Genomic DNA, 22,151 nt, shown 5'->3' with positions numbered 1-22,151 from the left:
AAGCATGGGGAAAGTAGCGTTAGTAGTGTTGTTCGTAGTTCTTAGTACCTCTTGTGTAGCGGTCAAGGAGTACGAAAAAGTGTACCTGAACGATGATGAGATGCAACTGTCGGCCAAGAGCATGGAACGTTTTGAGACCAATTTTCAAATTTATAGAGAAGCGGCCGCTGGTGCCAATGGAGGCAAATCGGGTGGCGGCTGTGGGTGTAATTGAACAAGATGTTCGAGGCCAACATGACACAGATTTGTTTTACCACAAAGAGATGAATGTTCATCCTGGCCAACCGAAGGATTTTTAGTAGTATAAATGGAACACCTGAAATATTATTTTTTGAACAAATTGCTGCTTTTCGTTATCGTGTTCGTAGGAACGGTCTCTTTTGCGCAAGAAGATACGAGTTATAAAAAACGGGTTTTAGAGGCTACCGAAATTGAATTGCTATTCAGTTACTATGGTCAAGATGGTCAGAATGCAGCAGTAACCGGTGGTGAAGGTACCGAAGAGTTGACCGATGCTACCTCAAGTATTGTGGTTAAGATTCCGCTCAACGAAGACGATGTACTGACCGTCGATGCAGGTATTTCAGCCTACACTTCCGCCTCTTCAAGTAACGTGAATCCTCTTGATGGAGACGCGAGTAGAACGGTAAGCCCGTTTAGTGCTTCATCCGGAGCTTCTCGGCAAGACGTCTTGACCTATTTCAATCCTTCATATCAACATACTTCGAATGATCGCAACTCCATTGTAAATGCCAAGGCCTACGTTTCCGCCGAGTATGACTATTTCTCTCTTGGATTCGGTGGGGGATATGCCCACTTGTTCAACGAAAAAAATACTGAAGTTTCGGTGAATGTACAGGCCTTTTTGGATAAATGGAATTCACAATACCCCATTGAGCTTCGAAACGGTTTCTTTGATTCGCGAACGAGCGGTACTGGTACCTACGCTCCCGACTTTACTGCTTTTGAAAAAGAAACGAGAAACTCGTATTCAATTTCTTTGGGGCTATCCCAGGTATTGGGCAAAAAGCTACAGGGGTCTGTTTTCTTGGATTTGGTATCACAGACGGGATTATTGAGTACACCATTTCAACGGATTTACTTTGCCGATTCACCTGATTTTTTTATCGAGGATTTTCAACTGGCCGATGATGTAGAACGATTACCCGACAGCCGATTTAAGGTTCCCATTGGCGGACGGTTGAACTATTACTTGAACGACCGTGTTGTGCTGAGAAGTTACTATCGCTTTTATGCTGATAATTGGGGTATTACCTCGCATACGGCGAATCTAGAAGTTCCTATCAAATTGAATGATAGTTTTACGGTCTACCCCTCCTATCGCTACTATTCGCAGACGGCGGCCGACTATTTTTATCCAAAGAAAATAGCGCTTTCTACACTCGATTTCTATACCTCTGATTACGATTTGTCGGGTTATACCGCCAATCAATATGGAATAGGAATTCGGTACAAGGATATTTTTGCAAAGGCCAAGGTTTTGACCTTTGGTTTGAAGAACATAAATCTGCGCTTCAATGCCTATGATCGAAGTGATGGTCTGAATGCTCTTATCATGACCTTGGGTACTACCTTTGTTGGGGATTAGAACTTATGTACCCCTCATTTTCCAAGTCTTTTTTTGATTGAATTAATTTAGAGTAGCCGTTTTTAAGAAGGTAGGTGGAATCACTAATGCTTAAAATTTCTCGATAGAAATGGTCGGTAATAATGATTGCGGAATCATTTTTCTTTTCTAAAATCAACTTTTTGAACTTCTCGACATAGATTGGTGCCACAAAAGAAAAAGGTTCATCGAGCAAAATTATTTTTTTGCCCGAATTCAAGATGAGATAGGTTTCAATTACGCGAAGCTCACTGGATGAAAGTTCATTTATTTTACTGTTGGTATATATCCCAAAAGAATCGAACGTATTGGTAAAGTTGCTCCAATTAGCCTGAAAAAAATCAAAGGCACGGGATATCTTCATATTGACAGGGAGCATTTTGTGCTGGGGAAGATAAGCTACTAAATTTCTTTCGAACAACGATTCTTTTAGGTGGTTTCCATCCAAACGGATGTTCTTGTATGTAGGTTTTAAGTCCCCGAAAAGAATGCGTAGTAAACATGTTTTTCCAGAGCCGTTTCTTCCAAGAACTCCTGTAATTTTTCCCGTTTCACCCTTTAGATAAACACCATAAAGAATTTTCTTTTGGTCAAAACTTAGTTCTACACTGTCAATTTCAACTGTCAAAATTGATGCAAGGTTAGTATGAGAATACTAGTAAAAAAAGAATCGATTACAAAAGAAGTGAAAATTAGAAATACTGCCGACATTCCGAAGTTTTTGTAAAAAATCAGCTTTTGTTTTAAACTTGGTTCGAAGTAGGCAATCAATAGAATTACGAAAAGCAAAAACTTAAATACCAGAATCACTGCTAGGGACATTTTCATAAACCCGAACATAAGTGAAATCAATAAACTTAGAACAAGAAGCCTTTTGTAAAAGTGAAACCCAAGCTGTAGCGTTTTTAATCTGAAAATAGAATGCATCCAATACTTCCGGTATCTTTAAATGTACAAATTTATTGTAAATTCGTCCTTCGAATTGATGCACGATTATGATTGACAAACTTAACATAGTAAAGCAACGCTTTGACGAGGTTTCCGACCTGATTATACAGCCCGATATCATATCGGATCAAAAGCGCTATGTGCAATTGACGAAGGAATATAGTGATCTTAAAGCCCTAGTCGCAAAACGAGATCAATATGTCGAGCTCACCAATAATATCGAGGAAGCCGAAGAGATCATTGCCGATGGAAGTGATGCCGAGATGCTTGAAATGGCGAAAATGCAGCTTGAAGAGGCCAAAGCGGGATTACCTGTTTTGGAAGAGGAAATCAAGCTGATGTTAATACCCAAAGACCCTGAAGATGCCAAGGATGTCGTCATGGAAATTCGTGCAGGTACAGGTGGTGATGAAGCCAGTATTTTTGCTGGAGATCTTTTTAGAATGTATACCAAGTATTGCGAATCAAAAGGTTGGAAGACGAATGTTATCGATTTGAGCGAGGGTACCAGTGGCGGTTATAAGGAAATACAGTTTGAGGTGTCCGGCTCCGATGTTTACGGCACTCTAAAATTCGAAGCGGGAGTGCATCGCGTGCAACGCGTGCCACAGACCGAGACCCAAGGCCGTGTTCACACCAGTGCGGCTACGGTAATGGTGCTTCCAGAGGCCGAGGATTTTGATGTTCAGATCGACCCCAAGGACGTGCGTATCGACTTTTTCTGCTCATCTGGTCCTGGTGGACAATCTGTGAATACGACCTATTCGGCAGTACGGTTAACACATATACCTACGGGATTAGTGGCTCAGTGCCAAGACCAAAAATCACAACATAAGAACAAAGACAAGGCCTTTCGGGTACTACGCTCTCGTTTGTACGACTTAGAACTGGCCAAAAAACAGGAAGAAGATGCTGCCAAGCGAAATTCACAGGTCAGTAGTGGCGACCGTTCCGCGAAAATTAGAACTTATAATTATGCGCAAGGTAGGGTGACGGATCATCGTATCGGATTGACACTCTATGACCTACAGAATATTATCAATGGTGATATTCAAAAAATCATTGATGAACTTAGCCTGGTAGAAAACACCGAAAAACTCAAGGAAGCTTCGGAGACCTTCTAATTACTTATGGAATGACAACAGAAGCTTTATTAGAACAAATACATAAAAAAAAATCGTTTCTCTGTATCGGATTGGATACCGATCTCGAAAAAATCCCTACGCATTTGTTAGCGGAGGAAGACCCCATTTTCGCCTTTAATAAGGAGATTATCGATGCTACACATCATTTATGTGTGGCCTACAAACCCAACATTGCTTTTTATGAAGCCTACGGTATTCAAGGATGGGTGGCACTAAAAAAGACGATTGACTATATTAATTCAAAATATCCCGAGCTCTTTACAATAGCCGACGCTAAAAGAGGGGATATTGGCAATACTTCTACGCGATATGCCAAGGCATTTTTTGAGGAGTTGGCGTTTGATTCCATTACGATCGCCCCATATATGGGCCGAGATTCCGTAGAGCCTTTTTTAGCGTTCACAGATAAACATACCATTCTACTGGCGTTGACCTCGAATGACGGCGCTTATGATTTTCAAACCAAGAAAATAGAAGGTATTGAACTGTATAAAGAGGTCTTGAAAACCACACAGACCTATCAAAATTCTGAGAACCTGATGTATGTCGTCGGCGCCACCAAGGCAGAATATCTGTACGACATACGGAAAATTGTTCCAGACAATTTCTTGCTTATTCCGGGTGTTGGTGCGCAGGGTGGAAGTCTTGAAGAAGTATGCAAATATGGTTTGACCTCGAAGGTAGGCCTTCTTGTAAATTCCTCTAGGGGAATAATCTATGCGTCAAACAAAACTGATTTTGCGAATGCGGCCGCGAATTGTGCCGAGAGAATTCAAGTTAAGATGTCAGGGGCGTTGAAAAACCTTAATTGAATGCTATACCAAGTTTTCAAGAACTCTTTTGATTTTATTGGCTTTCTGCTCAAAAAATTCCACTAATCGGGCATCGTTGATATCCGAAGCTTTATCCAAAAAATTCTGGTATTGGTACTCTAAAATATGAATCATGTTTCTGTTAGCCGCGATAGGGGTAACACTTCCTACTTTGCAATATTGATTTTCCATAGTCTTATAAATAAGTTCTGGTAAATATACGCTCGGATTGATGCTTTGGATGTTTAAAATCGTTGTATTTGTCGATAAATCAGTTCTTTTAATAATTTCTTAGGAATTTCTTAATTCACAAATCACGTCCAAATGGGTTAAAGTGTTAAATAATCCGTTAAAGAGCACGAAGCTGCGAAAAGATTTAATACATTGCAATGTTACCAAAATAGGTACGCGAGACACTTTGCTGAATTACAATACATATCTTCATCAAGATTCAAAAGTCTGGGTAACTTTCGTCCATGGCGCTGGCGGTAGTTCGTCTATTTGGTATAAGCAACTGCGTGAATTTAGAAAACACTTCAATGTGCTGTTACTTGATTTACGAGGGCATGGCAATTCGGAACCGAAATTAAAAGAAGCCTTCAGTGATAAGTATACCTTTGATGTCATTACCAGTGACATCATAGAGGTAATCGAGCACCTGCAAATAAAAAAATCACATTTTGTCGGTATTTCATTAGGTACGATACTCATACGAAATCTGGCCGAGCGATGCCCTGAAAAAGTGGAAGGCCTGGTCATGGGAGGTGCTATAATGAAGTTGAATTTAAGGTCGCAGTTATTAATGCGACTAGGCAATATCTTCAAGTCGGTAGTGCCGTATCTATGGCTTTATAAGTTCTTCGCATTTATCATAATGCCAAATAGCAACCACCGGGAATCTCGCTTACTTTTTGTTCGAGAAGCGAAAAAATTATGCCAGAAAGAGTTCTTACGATGGTTTACATTGACTTCCGAAATCAATCCCCTGTTGCGTCTATTCAGAGCTAACGATATTAAGATTCCTACCCTGTATGTCATGGGAGGAGAAGATTATCTTTTTCTTCCGTCCGTAAAAAAAATTGTTCAAAAGCATCAACATTCAAGTCTACTGATGATCGAACATTGTGGACATGTGGTAAACGTGGAACAACCTGAAATTTTTAATAGATTGGTAATTAACTACCTATCGGATTTAAGTTGGGAGTCTATTTTGGTCCAAGAGGCATTAAAGCAGGAACGTACCACCTTGTCAGCTGTTCGGTAACTACTGCAACAGAATCATGAAATCAACTAGGATACTCTTCATAGGTGTATTTGCTCTTGTAACGGGAACTATGTATGCTCAAAAAGCACCATGTAGCTGTTGTACTGAAAATCACAGCGCCTTTGATTTTTGGGTCGGTCATTGGATCATAACGGATGGTTCCGGTACCGTTGTCGGTACCAACCATATTCAAAAACTAGAAAACGATTGTGTTTTACAAGAGCGGTGGAAAGGGAGTAGTGGTAGTACGGGTATCAGCACCAATTTTTTTAATTCCCAAACCGGATACTGGGAACAGTTGTGGGTAGATAACCAAGGTACCCATCTCAAACTTAAGGGAGGTCGCATCGGAAATCAAATGATTCTTTCTTCTGAAGCGTTTACACATACGGATGGAAAGGTCTACAGAAATAGGATTACTTGGACACATAATACCGATGGCACCGTTCGTCAATTATGGGAAATGGTCGGTAATGATGCCCCGGTTATAATTATTTTCGACGGCTTGTATAGAAAAGAGGAGTAGCTTTTCCCGTTAATCGGAATCTATTCCTACGTCCGGCGGGCGGCCCGATTTGGTGAATTTGGTTTCTTTCAAATACCTTGTTAGCCCACTCCGATGTTGTTTGCTTTTCCTCAAAAAAAAAGACCGATATGAAATCGGTCTTTCTTAAATTCAATTTGACTGGCTATTTTAGTTATATCCCTGATTCTGCTCCAATAAGGGATTTCGATCCCTGGCGGATTGCGGAATCGGAAATACTAATTTGTTATCGTCAAAAGGCAAGCCTCCGATAGCTCGTTGTGTCCTTTTATAATCATGTAATGTAAAGCCTTCAAAAGCTAGTTCCAATTCGCGCTCAAGAAGAATAAGGTCTAAAGTTAGGCTTCCAAGTGCAGGGGCTGAGGATCTTGCGCGAAGTGCATTGATTTCGTCCAAAGGGGGTAGTCCGACGCTGCTCCCCAACCTAAAATTACATTCTGCCCGAATCAAGTGCATCTCAGCAATTCTCACTGGAGTGGCATTTGCAAATTGTCGCGTGTGTTTTGACGTCAGTGTTAACCCCGTACTTACCCCTTCTCCCGGATAATTGAAGTTTTTGCGTTCGTCAACATCGGAATCAAATTTATCTAAATAGTCTTGTGTGATGGCGATATCACCGCCTCTACCTCCCAAAGCTTCTGTAGCATAGTGCGTATTGGTAAGATTCGTACCCTCTTGGTTGTTGATGATCCATGAAAAAATGGTTTCTACCGTATTGTCATCGGTATCAAATGCCTCGGCGAAAGTGGCCGTCAATTCATGTCCACTGTTTTGAAGAACGTCGTCCGCTGCATCTCTTGCAGCTGTAAAATTACCTTGTTGGAGGTATACACGTGCCAGCATCGCTTGAGCAGCGTACTTATCGGCTCGCGCATCATTGGTGTCGGGCAGTTTGGCATAGGCATCGCCTAAATCCGAGACGATTTGTGCATAAACTTCCTCTACCGTATTTCTGGGAATACGAATAGTGATATCCGGGGGGGTGAGTATGATAGGTACTCCGAGTTGTGTGTTACCTCCCGAGGCATTATACTGTTGGCCATATAGCTTTACCATATCAAAATAGACGAGACCTCTTAAGAATTTCGCCTCTCCTTCTACTCGATCTCTCTCGGCCGCATCATCGAACTTATCAAGATTAGCGAGAACCGTATTGACATGGCCCATTATCGCATAGCTGTCATTATAAATATTAAGCGCGCTGCCGTTGTTGTTGAGAAGAGCCTTGCTGGCAATCTCGGATAAGTTCGCAAAGGTTCCGTTCCAACTCACTTGATCCGTATTTCCCAAGAGTTCTGAAACGATGTTCAGTTCGCCACTATAGTTACCGTTATATAGTGGTGCTACATTATCAGGGCTCGTATTTCTACCGATGTCATAGGCAGCCAGAAGAATTGAATTGATATTTTCCGGTGTTTCGGTTGCCGCACCAATACTAATACTTTGCTGCGGTTCTAGATCTAGTTCCTTTTCACATGATATGGCGATCATCGAAAAGAAGAGAATAACTAAGAATTTTATCTGTTTCATGTGTATATTTTTTATTTAGAAAGAAAGATTGATACCCATCGTATATACCTTAGCTGGTGGTGCCGAATAAAACGTGTTTCCAACATTCGTATTGGTATTCGCATCGTCGTTTGATGATTCAGGGTCGTAACCTCGGTAGTTCGTAAAAGTCAGCAAATTAAGTCCTGACACATAGATTCGAACACGACTCATACCCAGTCTATCCAGTGCTGGGGTGGGCAACGAATAACCCAGTGTAAGGTTTCTGAGGCGTACGAAGTCTGTATCTTGTAAATATCTCGAACTTGGCGAATGCCCATTATTTACAAAGAGTCGCGCTTGAGGTACATCGGTAATGTCACCCGGGTTTTGCCATCTATTATTATAGATATACTCATCTTGGTTGTCTAGGCCGTTGCCAAAACCGGTTTCTTGGTATTGACCGGCATTGTTATAGAGCTGGGCTCCCCATTGGCCTTGAAAGGTAAACGAAAAGTCTATGGTTTTATAGTTCAAAGTACTGGAGAACCCCCCGATGATATCTGGATTCGGGTTACCGACTACTACACGCTCGGCTTGCGAAAAATCATTGGTCACGCCTTTGTTTAGCGTGCCATCGGCATTTTCGGTGTTGAGCACGTACTCCGCATCCCCTGTTTGAGCGTTGACACCGGCGTACTCTACCATGTAGAACGAATTTATAGGTTCACCTTCTCGCAAAATATTACGACCCGTTATTTGGTCTTCTGCATTCGGCAAACTTGTAATTTCATTCTTGTTCGTTGCAAAGTTGATACTGGTTTTCCAAGTGAAATCCTCGGTTTGTATGTTGGTGGTATTCAAGACAAACTCAAAACCACTATTTTCTAGGTTACCGATATTCTGAAGCACTTGGGCTGAAGGCAACTGGGCTTCAAAAGGCACACGGGTAAAGAACAAAAGGTCTTTCGTTTTTTTGACATAGTAGTCGATTTCACCGCTTATGCGGTTGTTTGCGAAACCAAAGTCCAAACCGAAATTCGTCTGTTCCGTTTCTTCCCATTTCAAATCAGGGTTTTCACCTTGTGTAAATTCAAGTCCGGATTGACCGTTATAGTTCGTCCCGCCGTAAAGTCCTAAACTCGGAAAATTAGCAATCGGGGTATTACCATTGATTCCCCAACTTGCCCTAAACTTAAGTAGGGATAACGTATTTGATTCCTTAAGAAAATTTTCTTCGGAAATAATCCAACCTAAAGACCCTGATGGAAAATATCCAAACCTATTGTTTTCCCCAAAGCGCGATGAACCATCTTGTCGAATACTTGCCTTTAAGATATAGCGGTTTTTATAATCATAAGTGGCCCGAGCAAAGTAAGATATTTGTGCCCAATTCGTGAAGGTACCCGTACCGTCCGATATGGTGGCAGCACTTGATACCGATTTGAAATTATCCGTCGGAAACCCATCACCGGTTACTGAACTGGCCCTATTCTTAAATCGGGTGTAGTTGGTTCCCAATACAAAATCTAAATTGGAGTGTTCACCGAATAACTTGTTGAAGGTCAGATAATTATTTGTGGAAATGATTTCAGTACCATTGTCCGAGGCAAATGATTGGCCATTGGTGGATTGAAATGGCGCTAACCTTCCCGTATTTCTATCAACGGTCTGATTGAGGTAGTCGTACCCTATTTCAGATTTGAACTTCAAAGATTCTAATAACTTCAATTCCGCAAAGAACTTGCTGAGAAGCCTTCTCCTTTTTGTTAGGCGGAAGGAGTGTTTGTCTTGCAATAGAAAGTTGGCATAGAGAGTACTTCCGTTCAATTCCCCGTCTGATAGAAAAACGGGTGCTGTAGGTACTTGGGCTATGGCCTGCAGAGGAGTGGTAAAAGAATTATCCCCCGATATCCGATCAATTACCGTGCTGGTATAACCCAAGTTGAAGCCCACATCCAACCAATCGTTTATATCATGGTCGATATTCGCTCTCATACTAATTCGTTCCAGGCTATTGCCTCTAATAATACCGTCAGAATTGTTATACGACGCCGATAGAAAGCTTTTGGTCTTTTCCGTACCACCTGCAAAGGAAATATTAGCATCGCGAACAAAACTATTTTGAAATGCCTCTTCTTGCCAATCCGTATCTATGTTTCTATAATCTTGATCACCCTGATATCTTTGCAATCGTACATCGACCCACTCATCGGCTTCTGCTTGCGTAGTAAAATCAAAAGCTGGGGAGTTAAAAGCCGATTCTTGCAGTAGTTCGATATACTGAGCTGAATTTAACCAATCCCTTTTGTTTGTCGGTTGACCAAAACTGGTAGATAGATCTACGGAAATCGTTGATTTTCCTTCTTTACCTCTTTTGGTGGTTATCAATACCACCCCATTGGTACCTTTCGCACCGAAAATTGCAGTCGCAGAGGCATCTTTAAGAATATCGATGGACTCAATGTCATTTGGATTGATGGCTAAGAGCGGATTCAAGTTCGACTGTATAGAGGAAATGTTATTGTTGTTCATCTCGATACCATCGATGACATAGAGCGGTTCTTGCGAAGCCGATACGGACGAAAGCCCACGAATGATCACTTTGACACCACCTTCGAGTTTACCATTGATTTGGGTAATCTGTACCCCTGGTGCCTTGGCGACGAGCGCATTTTGTAAAGCTGGAGTAGAAATGCCGCCTATTTGATCAGAGTCGATCTTGGCCACATTATCGGTTAAAAGACGTTTTGATTGGGTTCCGAAACCCACCACTACAACTTCTTCCAATTGTGATGCATCTTCTTGCATTTGTACATTGATAATCGACGAGGAACCGACAACCCGTTCAATTGTGGTTTGGCCCAAATAAGAGAAAATCAATACCTCTCCCTCACTCGCATTGATGGCATAGTTTCCATCAAAATCGGACTGGGTACCTCGGGTAGTTTCCTTTACAACGATGTTCACGCCGGGCAAGGGAACATTATCTTGATCCGTAATGTTTCCTGTTACTGTTTTTTCTTGAGCTTGAACCCATGATATACTCATTATGAGTATTAGGAGCAGCCCATAACTTTTTTTTCGCATACTTCAGATTTTTAGATGTAAAATGCAGCCCTGAAAGTTGATAGCTAATTCAAATAATTACCCTAAAAACTGAGACAGAAGTTCTTTTTTAGAAGTAAGTCTTCAGAGCTGCTGTTATTACAATGAGTTAGTCACTGGGTCAAAGTAAGTGGCTCTTAACATTCTTTTGGGAAACACTTATAAACGTTTCCTTCTCCGAAGAAAGTTTACGAGTATTTTACCTTAGAAGTAGAAGTAGAAGTAGAAGTAGAAGTAGAAGTAGAAGTAGAAGTAGAAGTGGAAGTGGAAGTGGAAGTGGAAGTGGAAGTGGAGGTAGAAGTAGAAGTAGAAGTAGAAGTGGAAGTGGAAGTGGAAGTGGAGGTGCTGGAACCACCTTACCTATATAAAGTTGAAAGTGGTGTTTGATCCATCTTGATTGGGTAGTAGTGGTCGGCCTCTGAAGGCGCCGATAGAATGGTCGAGTGTAGCTTTGGGAAGTAGTAAAGGGCAGCCCGAGCGGGTCGTATTGATGACTAATTCAAATAACTACTCTAAAATGAGAAAGAAGAATGATTTCTAAGGAGTATACCCTTCGGAACTGCCATTTTACCATTTGATTGATGAACATCCAAATTAAATACAAAAATGGAGTAGCGGGGAAAGCCTTATAAAAGTTTCCCTTACCGAAGAAAGTTTACGAAATGTTTACATGGCAGAGCTAAGCGCCATACGCTGGTACTGGCTTGGTGTAAGTTGCGTATCTTTTTTGAAGGCCTTATTGAAGGTTACTTTGTTGTTATAGCCCACCTCATAGGCAACATCTATGATATTCAGATTTTTTTGAACATCATTGTTCAAGATTTCTTTTGCTTCACGAATTCGATATCTATTGATCAGTTCATGAAAACTCATATGAAAGTGTTCGTTAATGACCTGAGAAGTATTGTGTCTGGTGGTATTCAACCTATTGGAGAGGGCTTCTAAACAAATAGAACTATCCTTATATATTTTTTCTTCGTCGAACAAGAGGATGAGACTATCCTTTAGTTCAAGCGACAGACTTTTTGTGAGTCCAGATTTTTCATACTTATAAAACAGTTTGCTAAGTGAATAAGATCCATTGAAAACCGCTGGTTGAACGTTAGCGGAATAACCAAGGTACATGACCATTAAGGCCATACACATTACTTGCATATGATACAAAAAACCAATGGTCATGTTATTGGCCAGTAAAAATCCATAGGCCGAATAGCAAACCACATAGAGCATATGAATAACGAAAATATTCTTTTGCCACTTACTATTTTCAGAACTAAGCTCCGTATTCTTTTTAGATGACACATAGAGTTTTCTGATAAAATAACCATAAGTCAGCAGCGATAGTAATTTGAATACGATGATGGCAACATCCGAAAAACTTCTGCCGTCAGTTCGACTCAGCATGATTTCCAATTTCTGATCAGCAGGCAATAAATAACCTGGAATCAGATAGATAATGAATAGGACGGTAGGTAAAAAGTGCAGAAGGTCGATTTTCTTGAACTTGTATTGATGTGTAATTCTCTTAAAGTAGAGGTAGAGTAGCGGCCCGTAAAGAAAAGAGAACACTGTTGAAATTCTATACGTATGTGGAAACTGCAATTGATATTTGGTGATGTACAAGAAAATATGAAGTATGAAAACCGAGTGCAAGAATATAAAACCACTGATTAAGACTTTTGCGACAAATTCTACCTTCTTATTGAAATGGAGAATTATAGCGATATAAAAACCGATTAGGGCAACGTAGAGGTAGATAAAAGATAGGGTGCTTAATTCTGGTTCGGGTATTTCATGGCCCGCGGTAGTTTCCTTGATATTTTCCAGTGTGCCCAGACCATACCCGACAAAGTATTCAGAGTCGAATTCCCTTAGGTCATAGTCATTTGAACCCATAAGGTTCGGCAATAGATATGAGGTCATACGATTCGATGCCTCTCCTCTAAAGTCTATAGACAGACTAGGGTAGCATAATTCGCATACGAGTAAGAATAATACCGTTATTCCTGATTGCCTCATTTTGATTGATGGATGAATTAGCTAGGTTTAAGTTAGGAATAATTACACTTCTAGGCTATTAAACTGATTGAAAAAAGTAACTCCCGATAATAGTTTACCCTTTGTTCTTGCCCTAAGAATGGTCTTTTATCGATGAAGCGCAGTATTTATTAACATTTGAAGCTTCTCCGCATATGTGCAGGGTAAATGGAAAAAATCTCGGAAAAGAGCAAAAAAAAACCGATGCTCCCACCGGTTTTTTACTAACTAACTAACTCAAAAAATTACTAACTCAAATAATTCAATATTCTTTTCTTGTATAATGCGCTAAAAAAGAGCGAAACAAAGTTGAAATTCTCTTTAAACTCTTAAAATAACAACGGCGAAATCAACAGAATATTGTTGGAATACAAAGAATAATTTTTGGTTTCAATCCTGCAATCCAAAAACCTTTCGTAGCAAATCCGTAGTTCTTGAGGAAACTTTGGTACGTATCTCTTTTTCCTCCACTGCAATCATGGTATAAACACCATTTAAGGCCTCATTGGTAACATAGTCGGTCAAATCGGGGTTAACATTTTTTGTTAAGGGTATGCTATTGTATTTCGTAATCAGGTTCTGCCAAATTTTATCGGCCCCTACTTTCTCAAAAGAACTTTTGATGACCGGGTTGAACTTGGCATACAATTGTTTTTGAGTCGCTGATGTAAGGTATTGGGTAGCGGCATTATCATTACCCAAAAGAATACCTTTTGCATCATTGAAGGTAATCCCTTTAACGGCGTCCACAAAAATGGGAGTTGCTTCGCCCACAGCATTTTCAGCCGCTCTATTCAATACTTTAAGACCTTCGTCAGCCAGTTTCCCTAACCCGATATCGCGCAAGGTCTTATCCACTTTTTGAAGTTCTTCGGGCAAAAGTATTTTGACCAATTCGTTTTTGAAAAAACCATCTGTTTGGGTCAACTTGGTGACTTGCTTGTCAATGCCCATGTCTAGGGCCTGCCTTAGGCCGTTTGCTATTTCTGCATTTCCTATGCCTTGCCCTTGTGGCAATTGATTCACAACTTGCTGAAGTTCTGCACAGGCCGTAAGTTGAAAAATCACAATGATTGCTAAGATGGTACGTTTCATATACTGGTTTTAAATCTTTTGTTCGATACTAGAACGATTGACGTTTGTCGATAGTATTCGAAACCGCCATTCTTTAAGCTTATATTTCTTTTTGAAGACGCCTACTAAGAAAAGATGACCGTTTTGTTGTTGTAGACCATCGTTTTGCGCTGTACATGTAACTGTATACCTCGGGATAGTACGATTTTTTCAAGATCACGGCCCTTGGCAATAAAGTCTTTTACCGTATGTGTATGAGAGACCGTGGTCACATCTTGCGCAATGATAGGTCCGGCATCAAGGGCTTCGGTGACGTAATGACAGGTAGCCCCAATAATTTTTACCCCGCGCTTGAAGGCGGCATGGTAAGGCTTTGCCCCTGCAAAAGCAGGTAAAAAAGAGTGATGAATGTTGATGATTTTGTTGGGGTAGGCATCAATAAGCCGGCTGCTGACAATTTGCATATAGCGTGCCAGTACGATAAAATCGATTTGACCTGACTTGAGAAGCTCTAACTGCTCCAGCTCTGCTTGGACCTTTGTTTCTTTTGTTACCGGAATATGGTAGAAGGGAATGGAGAATTGTTCCGCTATCGATTTCAAATCGCTGTGGTTGCTGATAATAAAGGGAATAGCAACGGCCAATTCACCCGAATTATGCCGGCTCAGTATATCGTACAAACAGTGATTGTATTTTGAAACGAAGAGGGCCATTTTTGGAACTGTATCATCCGCATGTAAGCTCCAGCTCATTTGATATGGATCTATGACGGTTTGCTCAAATTCCGCTTTGAATTCCGTTATGGAAATCCGGCCTGACTCAAATTCACTTTCCACTCTCATAAAGAAAACATTGGCCTGCTTATCCACGTGTTGGTCTAAGTAGATGATATTTCCTCCATGAGAATGAATAAAGCCCGTAACGGCATGTACAATACCCGACTGGTCAGGACAATGAATACGAATGGTGGTTTTCAACTGCTACTGATTTGACCGTAAAATTAGAACAATTAACGAATCAAAACCTTTAAAATGTGTGGTATTTGTAAATGTGGATTGAGTACTGGGCCTTATTCGCTCGTTTCCTGTACTTTCAAGAAAGGCATCGTCTAGTCATTTCGAATGGTCCTTCTCCATTTCGTGAACGATTTGCGAAAACTCTTGACTTCGGTACGTAAAAGGTTGAGGTATTCCTTGTCTTTCACCCCATCCTTTTCAAGACCAAGACAATAGGAATTGATATTTCGAATCATGATGTTGATAAAAGAAGCACTGCTTAGACGCTCGGCATAGGATTTGGATTGCTCGGCCTGAGCAATCTGTTCTGGAATCAATACAGTATCATTGACTAATGAATCAGCAATGGTGTCTCGCAAACTCATGGACTGATAGCGGGTAATCACATTCCTTTGCATAGAAATATACGAAGCTATCGCCTTGCTGATTTCACGCAATTCCAGCGCTTTTTGGTATACCGGTATGGAACCTAAATTTTTGGAAGACATTCCTCTTGTATAATAGCAATTTATTAGTATAAAGTTACGCGCAAATCCATTCTGTTCGCTTTGTAATAAAAAGCTATTTTGTATATTTACTTTCGAAAAATAAAAAATATCGAAAAATAGTTTTGAAAGTTAAGATAGATGATTTAAACTGGAAGATTCTTGAGTGTTTGCAGGAAAATGCAAGGGAATCTTTTGCGAATATCGGACGAAAAGTGGGGCTTACGCCACCGGCAGTGGCAGAACGGGTAAAGAAAATGGAAGACCTTGAAATTCTTCAAGGATACAATGCTATGGTATCACATGCTCTTACCGGTCATCAGCTAAAGGCCATTATTACACTTCGAGCCTTCATGGGTAAGCTAAAGCCCTTTTTGGCTACAGTGGTCACCTTTGAAGAAGTGGTGAACTGCTATCGCATAACCGGTAATGAAAATATCGTTATGGAGGTAGTACTAAAAGATCAGTTTCACCTTGAAAAGTTTATTGACCGACTCATTCAGTACGGCGAAACCCGAACCCATATTATTTTATCGAATGTGGTGAGTAACGCACCTATCGTGAAAGGTTGATGTTCGGTCTTGGCTCGTATAGAGAGCTATGGTTAAGCATTACTTAAATAGTCATGAACGCCTAATTTTGGTTAACTTTATTAGCCATAAACTTTTTGTTCATGCCGATTATCTTGGAATATGCAATCACTGCAATAGTCTGCCTCATTACAGCGGTGGTCATTCAGCGCATTTACAAAAAGGAAGAACAACGAACGGATTCTACTGACGATATTAAGGGTATCAGCTGGTTCGGTCTTGCAATTTTCATTTGGGGTTTAGGAAGTTTGATCAACCTGATCGCTGTTTGGGGAATACAGGTATCGCCATCAAACAAGTTTCTTATCTATTGGGGGGTTGTGGTATCGCTTCTGAATTCGATGTTTATATTGCTCTCGTTGCCCTCTATCGAATATAGGGGTGAAAAGGGATTGCTCATACGTTTGGTAGAACGCTTTTCAGAACGTGAGTTCATCCGTATGTATCTGGGCATCATGTTGATGCTTTCGTTTGTCTTTTTTTCGTCTTCCTATACCAACCCGGCGATCAGTAATTCGTTGATTTGGCTAATTGATATTCCTATTTCCGTTATCGTTGCATTTGCACTTTTCAACGCCTTGAACAAAGCATTCCGAAACCGGAATATGCGTTTTATGTATTTGCCCAGTTTTTCACTTTTCGCCCTTATCCTTGTTGCTGTGACCCATAGAATTGTACCCATTGATATCTTGCCGACTTCAATTGACATCGATTCTTGGAATATTTTGGGAATGGTTACCAGTATCTCCTTCAAATTTTTATTCATTCTCCTTTTTTCGATTCTATTGTACAGCTGGAAGTTTTTATCTGAAAAAGAAGAACAACAGTCCCAACTTGAAAAATTGATTTTCGAAAGGGAAGAACTGCAGATCAATACAGAGGAATTGGTCTTGCAGAACAAAAATTATCGAAGAGATATCGCGATGCTTGAACAAGAATTGAAGTCCTTGCAGGAAGCATCGAAAATAGCACTTTCCGACCGGCAGAAAGAAGTGCTGGGAAATCTAGGGGCGCTGGGTAACAAAAAGTCATACACTGAAATCGCCGAGGCCATGCATATCAGTGCCGATGGTTTTCAAACGCATGTCCATCAAATCAAAAAGGCACTTCACATAAGTGGCAATGCTGGAAAGAACCTTCTGATTCAATACGCCCTAGAGAACGATATGCTGCAGTACGCAACATTGGATTCAGATTGAAATCTAGCATTTTCCAATAGCCATACTTCACTAGTTCCCTTCAAAAGTTAAGCAGTACGTAACCTTTTGTAATCCCAAGGTATACCTCAATTTCGAGCCTAATTGTATTAATTAGTTAGCATGAAGTATATCTTATTGCTGTGCACGCTTTTTCCGATCGTAGCGGCAGCTGAAACGAGTTTTGACCAACAAATTAATGAAGCTTTCGGTAACGCTACAGGGTGGTTCGTAAGGGGGATATTTGCGCAGATACCCCTGAACGAAACAATTGGTGTGCCTTGGGTCTTGATCATTTTGATTGCCGGGGCAAGTATTTTCACTATTTACTTTAAGGGGATAAACCTTCGAAGTTTTGGTACGGCCATTCGAATCGTTAGGGGCGATCATGACGATCTTGAGGTCCTGCCAAAAGTGGAACTTGAAGATAACCCCGATACCATAAAGGTAGAAGGTCCTCAAGGCGAGGTATCCCATTTTCAGGCGCTGACTGCTGCGCTGTCCGCAACTGTGGGTTTGGGAAACATCGCTGGGGTAGCCATTGCACTCAGTGTTGGAGGGCCCGGAGCTACCTTTTGGATGGTTTTGGTCGGTTTTTTGGGTATGGCATCCAAGTTCGTGGAATGTACTTTAGGCGTCAAGTATCGTGAAATCACTCCGGAAGGTACCGTCTACGGCGGCCCTATGTACTACTTGACCAAAGGTTTGCAAGAAAAAGGCTTGAAAAAATTGGGCAAAGTGCTGGCCATCATCTTTGCGGTAATGTGTATCGGTGGTTCTTTTGGTGGAGGTAATATGTTTCAGATCAATCAGGCTTTTCAGCTCTTTGAATACGTTACCGGAGGTCAAGAGAGTTTCATTTATGGCCAAGGTTGGATTTTTGGGGTCATCATGGCTATCTTGGTAGGTGTTGTTATCATTGGGGGTATTCAGAAAATTGCCAAAGTGACCGATAAAATCGTACCGGCTATGGTCGTTCTTTATGTGCTTGCCGTAATCACCATTTTGGTAATTCAGATGGATTGTCTTCCGAGTGCTTTCTACTCCATTTATGAAGGGGCATTTATGCCAGAAGGCATTGTCGGTGGTTTTGTAGGTGTACTGATCCAAGGTTTCCGCCGAGCGGCCTTTTCAAATGAGGCAGGTATTGGGTCTTCCGCAATAGCACATTCCGCTGTGAAAACCAAATATGCGGCCAGTGAGGGAATGGTAGCTCTCTTAGAGCCCTTTATCGACACGGTTGTTGTTTGTACCATGACAGCATTGGTGCTTATTGTTACGGGGCAGATTACTGTCGGTGCTCAAATATCCGATGCCCAAGGGGTAGTGCTGACGTCAAATGCGTTAAAAAGTGGGTTTTCGTGGTTTCCCTATCTCTTGTCTTTTGCAGTGGTTCTTTTTGCTTTCTCATCAATGATCTCATGGTCCTATTACGGCTATCAGGCGTGGTCCTTTTTGTTCGGAAGGGGAAAGAAAGTAGAATATGCCTATAAGCTGATTTTTTGTTTCTGCGTGGTTATCGGTGCTGCTGCCAGTCTAGAAGCCGTAACCGATTTTTCGGACGCCATGATATTCGCCATGATGGTGCCGAATATGATAGGACTTTTTTTGCTGCTACCAAAAGTGAAGGAAGAATTGGTGCGATATAAAAAAGCGATCAAAAATCGGACATAAATGATTCTGAATATTTGTAGGAAAGCGATTTAATCGTTTATTTTATATTCATGGAAATGGACAAGATCAATGAGTATCTGCAAATCGCAATAGATAAGGCCGTTTTTTTCTTACCGCGGATTATTCTAGCCGGAATTATTCTATGGATAGGTTTTAAAATTGTCAAGAGATTGGTGATTTGGGTGGGAATAGCACTGGAGAAAGCAGGGTTTTCCGAAACCTTACGACCGTTTCTTACTTCGACAACAAGTGTAGTGCTCAAAGGTGCCGTACTTTTTGTTATCGCCTCATTCATTGGCGCCGATTTGACGGGTTTAGTGGCGATACTGGCCGCAGCGGGCTTTGCCATCGGCATGGCGCTTCAAGGTAGTTTGGGCAATTTTGCCTCTGGTATTCTTATTTTGACACTAAAACCCTATAAAATCGGGGATTGGATACAGATAGAGGACAAGTTTGGAAAAGTAGAGGAAATCGGGATTTTCAGCACGGATGTACTGACACCTGGAAACAAGATACTGGTAGTTCCGAATTCCATGGTGACCGATACCGTTGTCACCAATTTTTCGGAAAAAGGAAAGATACGATTAGAATTAGCGGTGACCATGCCTTATGACGAGAGCTTTCCGAAAGTAAAGAGAATCATTGTCGACGCCCTATTGGCATTGCCCAAGGTGCTTCAAGACCCGATACCTGAAGTGGGAATCGAAAATTTTGATTCACATAGCGTTCAGCTTTTGGTACGGCCCTATGTACTGCCTGAGGACTTTTGGGAGGTCACCTTTGAGGCGCACAAAGCGATCAAGTCTACGTTTCACACCAATGATATTAAAGTGGCCTACTCGGAAGGAGTGGAGATGGGTCGCATTGGTGAATAGAAAGGGCTTATTTAAAAAAGGAGTTACTTGTGATTTATTGCTTAATTTTAAGCAACGGGGCTTTTGGCCGGATTTTTGATGGATTTCTTGATTAAAGAGCCAATTACACAAATGAAAAAATACGTACTCCTTCTTTTCCTTTCTTTTTCCCTTTATAGTACCGCACAGCAAATCACTTTAAAAAAAGGAGCCATCATAGATGGTATCATCACAAAAGATTCTGTATCGGAAACTTTTGCCGTTTATTTGCCCAAGGCATTTGAGATGTCAAAAGAATGGCCGGTGCTCTTTATCTATGATACGAAAGGTAGGGGTAAGCGAGCTATCAGTATGTTCAAAGAAGCGGCCGAAGAGCAGGGTTATATTTTGGCGGCATCGAACAATATACAAGATAGCCTATCGCTATCGAAGAACGTATTGATTTCAAGCAGAATGTTCAACACGCTTTTTTCTATGGTTCCCATAAGGCGTAATCAAGTGTATACCGGAGGATACAAAGAAGGTGCCCGTTTGGCTTCCCTCATACCGACGTTTATAAAGCAAGTCAAAGGAGTTATTTCCTGTGGATCAGCAGTCGCGAATAGCGAGGTCTTAAGTAGCAAGAACCCTTTTCATTTTGTGGGTATCGTTGGTGTGGAAGATTATAATTATACCGCTATGTTGAACACGGAAAAGGTGCTGAACCGATTGAAGTTTCCGAATCATCTTTTGATTTTTGAAGGAGGGCAAGATTGGCCTAAATCTTCACAGATAAGTAGGGCAATGCAATTGTTGACCTTAGGGGTGATGGCAAAAGGAGAATTGCCAAAAGACGAGGCATTTATTGAAAAGGGCTATAAACAAAGTTTAGGGGAAATTAGTAGGTTGGTCACTGAAAATAAGCCGCTGCTGGCCAATAAGCTGCTTCAAGAAATGATAGAAGGATATCGCTTATTGAAAAATGTAGATTCCCTGAAGCTAAGTGGGAAAACCTTGCGGAAAACGCGGCAGTTCAAGAATGCGAATCGGGCCTTGAACCAGGTCTTTTTCAAAGAAACTTTTATAAAGGAAGACTATGTGTATTATCTGGAAGAAGATATTGTAACCTACAACTATAACAATTTGGGCTGGTGGAAGTATCAAATGGAGAAACTACAGGAATATGAAAAAGCCATTAATAAATATGAAAAACAAATGGGACGACGGCTTAAAGGGTTTATCAATGCGTTGATCGCAGATAATATCGATATTGCCAAAAGTCAAGAGCCTGCGGATGAAGAAGCAATGAATTTCTTATGGATGCTCAGTACCATAACCGATGTCAGCGCGTACCAATCGTATTTGAACATCATTTCGTATAATGCAAAAATTGAAGACTATGGCACGGCCCTGTTCTATCTGGAGGAACTGCTGAAAAATGGCTATACCGATAAGGCTGAACTATACTCGTTAGAACATACTGCCCTGTTTCGTATAATGCCACAGTTCAATAAGGTCGTGGCCAAATATTTGAAAGACTCCCGATACGATGTCATTGAACAATAAGATGAGGTGCCTTGGCAAGGTTCCAGTCAATGACCAGGCCTCCTGCCAAAGATTCCGCAATTTCCTTTCCATATAAATACTCGCAAAGATATAGCGCAGCTTCAAAGCTTTTTGCACCTCCGGCAGAAGTGATATACTTACCATCATGTACGAACAGCACACTATCTTTTACTTCAAGTTGAGGAAACATTTTTTTATAGGTACCGATATCACTGGGAAAGGTAGTAGAGGCCACGTCGTTCAGCAGCCCGGCCTTTGCCAGTACGAAGGCTCCGTCGCAATGACTCGTCATGAATAGCGCATTTTTATCTATTTTTTTGACGAAATCAAGCATGGCAGTGTCGTTCAGGTCGGTATCCAAATGATGTTCTGCGCTGGGTACCACTAAAATGTCTATTTGCGGAAGACTATCTTTCGTATAATCGAAATCCGGAATAATACGTACCCCCTCAAAGGTGGTGATCGGTTGCAAAGAATTGGCCACGGTGAAGGTATTCATCGCCTTTATGTTTTTCCGGTATTGAGTATGCTGAAAAATATCAAAAGGGGCAGTGAATTCAGTGTTATAGGTGCCTTCCATAATCAAGAAGGCGACGTTGTATCTATTGTCTTTCAAAGAAGGTAACCCACTATCATCCTCGGGAGTTGCCTCCGGTTCTTTTTTCTGATCCGCGCATGATGTGAGAAGTATGAAAAGAGAAATCGTAAAGAATATAGGTCTCATAAAGTTAGAGTTTTTTGCAA

The 22,151-nt window shown here is 41.1% G+C and carries 21 protein-coding genes; 12 read left to right on the top strand and 9 right to left on the bottom strand.

Annotated elements, in window-relative coordinates; genetic code table 11:
• Window positions 1-4 precede the first annotated feature (4 nt).
• Window positions 5-214, top strand: coding sequence for a DUF4266 domain-containing protein (locus ACKWCA_RS15995; RefSeq protein WP_413979212.1), 210 nt, complete (start codon window positions 5-7; stop codon window positions 212-214).
• A gap of 93 nt (window positions 215-307) precedes the next feature.
• Complete coding sequence (locus tag ACKWCA_RS15990) at window positions 308-1,609, top strand: DUF3570 domain-containing protein (protein WP_413979211.1); 1,302 nt, start codon at window positions 308-310, stop codon at window positions 1,607-1,609.
• Here ACKWCA_RS15990 and ACKWCA_RS15985 read toward each other — a convergent pair.
• Window positions 1,590-2,255, bottom strand: a complete 666-nt coding sequence (locus tag ACKWCA_RS15985) for an ATP-binding cassette domain-containing protein (RefSeq protein WP_413979210.1) — start codon at window positions 2,253-2,255, stop codon at window positions 1,590-1,592. The genes ACKWCA_RS15990 and ACKWCA_RS15985 overlap by 20 nt on opposite strands.
• A 367-nt stretch (window positions 2,256-2,622) precedes the next feature.
• On the opposite strand from ACKWCA_RS15985, the gene prfA reads away from it, so the two are divergent.
• Together prfA and pyrF are read left to right on the top strand one after the other, a co-directional pair.
• On the top strand, window positions 2,623-3,699 hold the full coding sequence (gene prfA, locus ACKWCA_RS15980; RefSeq protein ID WP_413979209.1) for a peptide chain release factor 1: 1,077 nt from the start codon (window positions 2,623-2,625) through the stop codon (window positions 3,697-3,699).
• Between the two features lie 11 nt (window positions 3,700-3,710).
• A complete protein-coding gene (pyrF, locus tag ACKWCA_RS15975) occupies window positions 3,711-4,532 on the top strand; it encodes an orotidine-5'-phosphate decarboxylase (protein ID WP_413979208.1) in 822 nt (273 codons plus the stop codon).
• A 3-nt stretch (window positions 4,533-4,535) separates the two neighbouring features.
• Here pyrF and ACKWCA_RS15970 read toward each other — a convergent pair whose 3' ends face one another.
• On the bottom strand, window positions 4,536-4,724 hold the full coding sequence (locus ACKWCA_RS15970) for a hypothetical protein (RefSeq protein ID WP_413979207.1): 189 nt from the start codon (window positions 4,722-4,724) through the stop codon (window positions 4,536-4,538).
• Between the two features lie 226 nt (window positions 4,725-4,950).
• On the opposite strand from ACKWCA_RS15970, the gene ACKWCA_RS15965 reads away from it, so the two are divergent.
• A complete protein-coding gene (locus tag ACKWCA_RS15965; RefSeq protein WP_413979507.1) occupies window positions 4,951-5,796 on the top strand; it encodes an alpha/beta fold hydrolase in 846 nt (281 codons plus the stop codon).
• Between the two features lie 16 nt (window positions 5,797-5,812).
• Window positions 5,813-6,322 carry a hypothetical protein gene (locus ACKWCA_RS15960; protein ID WP_413979206.1) on the top strand — a complete coding sequence of 170 codons (510 nt, stop codon included), beginning with the start codon at window positions 5,813-5,815 and terminating at the stop codon, window positions 6,320-6,322.
• A 168-nt stretch (window positions 6,323-6,490) separates the two neighbouring features.
• On the opposite strand, the gene ACKWCA_RS15955 is transcribed toward ACKWCA_RS15960, so the two are convergent.
• Both ACKWCA_RS15955 and ACKWCA_RS15950 read right to left on the bottom strand, forming a co-directional pair.
• Entirely contained in the window at window positions 6,491-7,870 is a 1,380-nt protein-coding gene (locus ACKWCA_RS15955) for a RagB/SusD family nutrient uptake outer membrane protein (protein ID WP_413979205.1), read from the bottom strand.
• 15 nt (window positions 7,871-7,885) lie between these two features.
• Window positions 7,886-10,918 (bottom strand): SusC/RagA family TonB-linked outer membrane protein, encoded by a 3,033-nt coding sequence (locus ACKWCA_RS15950; protein WP_413979204.1) that lies wholly within the window; start codon window positions 10,916-10,918, stop codon window positions 7,886-7,888.
• Window positions 10,919-11,194: 276 nt separating this feature from the next.
• On the opposite strand from ACKWCA_RS15950, the gene ACKWCA_RS15945 reads away from it, so the two are divergent.
• Window positions 11,195-11,323, top strand: a complete 129-nt coding sequence (locus tag ACKWCA_RS15945) for a hypothetical protein (protein WP_413979203.1) — start codon at window positions 11,195-11,197, stop codon at window positions 11,321-11,323.
• 279 nt (window positions 11,324-11,602) lie between these two features.
• Here the strand turns inward: ACKWCA_RS15945 and ACKWCA_RS15940 are convergent, their stop codons facing one another.
• From ACKWCA_RS15940 to ACKWCA_RS15925, 4 genes are all read right to left on the bottom strand, one after another.
• Window positions 11,603-12,955, bottom strand: a complete 1,353-nt coding sequence (locus tag ACKWCA_RS15940) for a helix-turn-helix domain-containing protein (protein ID WP_413979202.1) — start codon at window positions 12,953-12,955, stop codon at window positions 11,603-11,605.
• Between the two features lie 408 nt (window positions 12,956-13,363).
• The gene (locus ACKWCA_RS15935; RefSeq protein WP_413979201.1) at window positions 13,364-14,068 is read right to left on the bottom strand and encodes a DUF4197 domain-containing protein; all 705 of its coding nucleotides are present in this window, start codon (window positions 14,066-14,068) and stop codon (window positions 13,364-13,366) included.
• Window positions 14,069-14,172: 104 nt separating this feature from the next.
• Window positions 14,173-15,024 carry a formyltetrahydrofolate deformylase gene (gene purU / locus ACKWCA_RS15930; RefSeq protein WP_413979200.1) on the bottom strand — a complete coding sequence of 284 codons (852 nt, stop codon included), beginning with the start codon at window positions 15,022-15,024 and terminating at the stop codon, window positions 14,173-14,175.
• Window positions 15,025-15,155: 131 nt separating this feature from the next.
• Complete coding sequence (locus ACKWCA_RS15925; RefSeq protein WP_413979199.1) at window positions 15,156-15,551, bottom strand: hypothetical protein; 396 nt, start codon at window positions 15,549-15,551, stop codon at window positions 15,156-15,158.
• A gap of 122 nt (window positions 15,552-15,673) precedes the next feature.
• Here ACKWCA_RS15925 and ACKWCA_RS15920 point away from each other — a divergent pair, with 122 nt between their 5' ends.
• From ACKWCA_RS15920 to ACKWCA_RS15900, 5 genes are all read left to right on the top strand, one after another.
• Window positions 15,674-16,120, top strand: a complete 447-nt coding sequence (locus ACKWCA_RS15920; RefSeq protein WP_413979198.1) for an Lrp/AsnC family transcriptional regulator — start codon at window positions 15,674-15,676, stop codon at window positions 16,118-16,120.
• A 101-nt stretch (window positions 16,121-16,221) separates the two neighbouring features.
• Window positions 16,222-17,337: a helix-turn-helix domain-containing protein gene (locus ACKWCA_RS15915; protein ID WP_413979197.1), complete on the top strand. Its 1,116-nt coding sequence runs from the start codon at window positions 16,222-16,224 to the stop codon at window positions 17,335-17,337.
• Between the two features lie 120 nt (window positions 17,338-17,457).
• Complete coding sequence (locus ACKWCA_RS15910; protein ID WP_413979196.1) at window positions 17,458-19,008, top strand: alanine/glycine:cation symporter family protein; 1,551 nt, start codon at window positions 17,458-17,460, stop codon at window positions 19,006-19,008.
• Between the two features lie 56 nt (window positions 19,009-19,064).
• Window positions 19,065-19,883, top strand: coding sequence for a mechanosensitive ion channel family protein (locus ACKWCA_RS15905; protein ID WP_413979195.1), 819 nt, complete (start codon window positions 19,065-19,067; stop codon window positions 19,881-19,883).
• Between the two features lie 111 nt (window positions 19,884-19,994).
• Window positions 19,995-21,407 carry an alpha/beta hydrolase gene (locus ACKWCA_RS15900; RefSeq protein ID WP_413979194.1) on the top strand — a complete coding sequence of 471 codons (1,413 nt, stop codon included), beginning with the start codon at window positions 19,995-19,997 and terminating at the stop codon, window positions 21,405-21,407.
• Here the strand turns inward: ACKWCA_RS15900 and ACKWCA_RS15895 are convergent.
• Complete coding sequence (locus tag ACKWCA_RS15895; RefSeq protein WP_413979193.1) at window positions 21,394-22,131, bottom strand: DJ-1/PfpI family protein; 738 nt, start codon at window positions 22,129-22,131, stop codon at window positions 21,394-21,396. The genes ACKWCA_RS15900 and ACKWCA_RS15895 overlap by 14 nt on opposite strands.
• Between the last annotated feature and the right edge of the window lie 20 nt (window positions 22,132-22,151).

The organism is Maribacter corallii (genome assembly GCF_047345415.1).
GTDB lineage: Bacteria > Bacteroidota > Bacteroidia > Flavobacteriales > Flavobacteriaceae > Maribacter_C.
The sequence above is the reverse complement of the archived record's forward strand: the minus strand, read 5'-3'. Positions and strand labels throughout refer to the sequence as shown.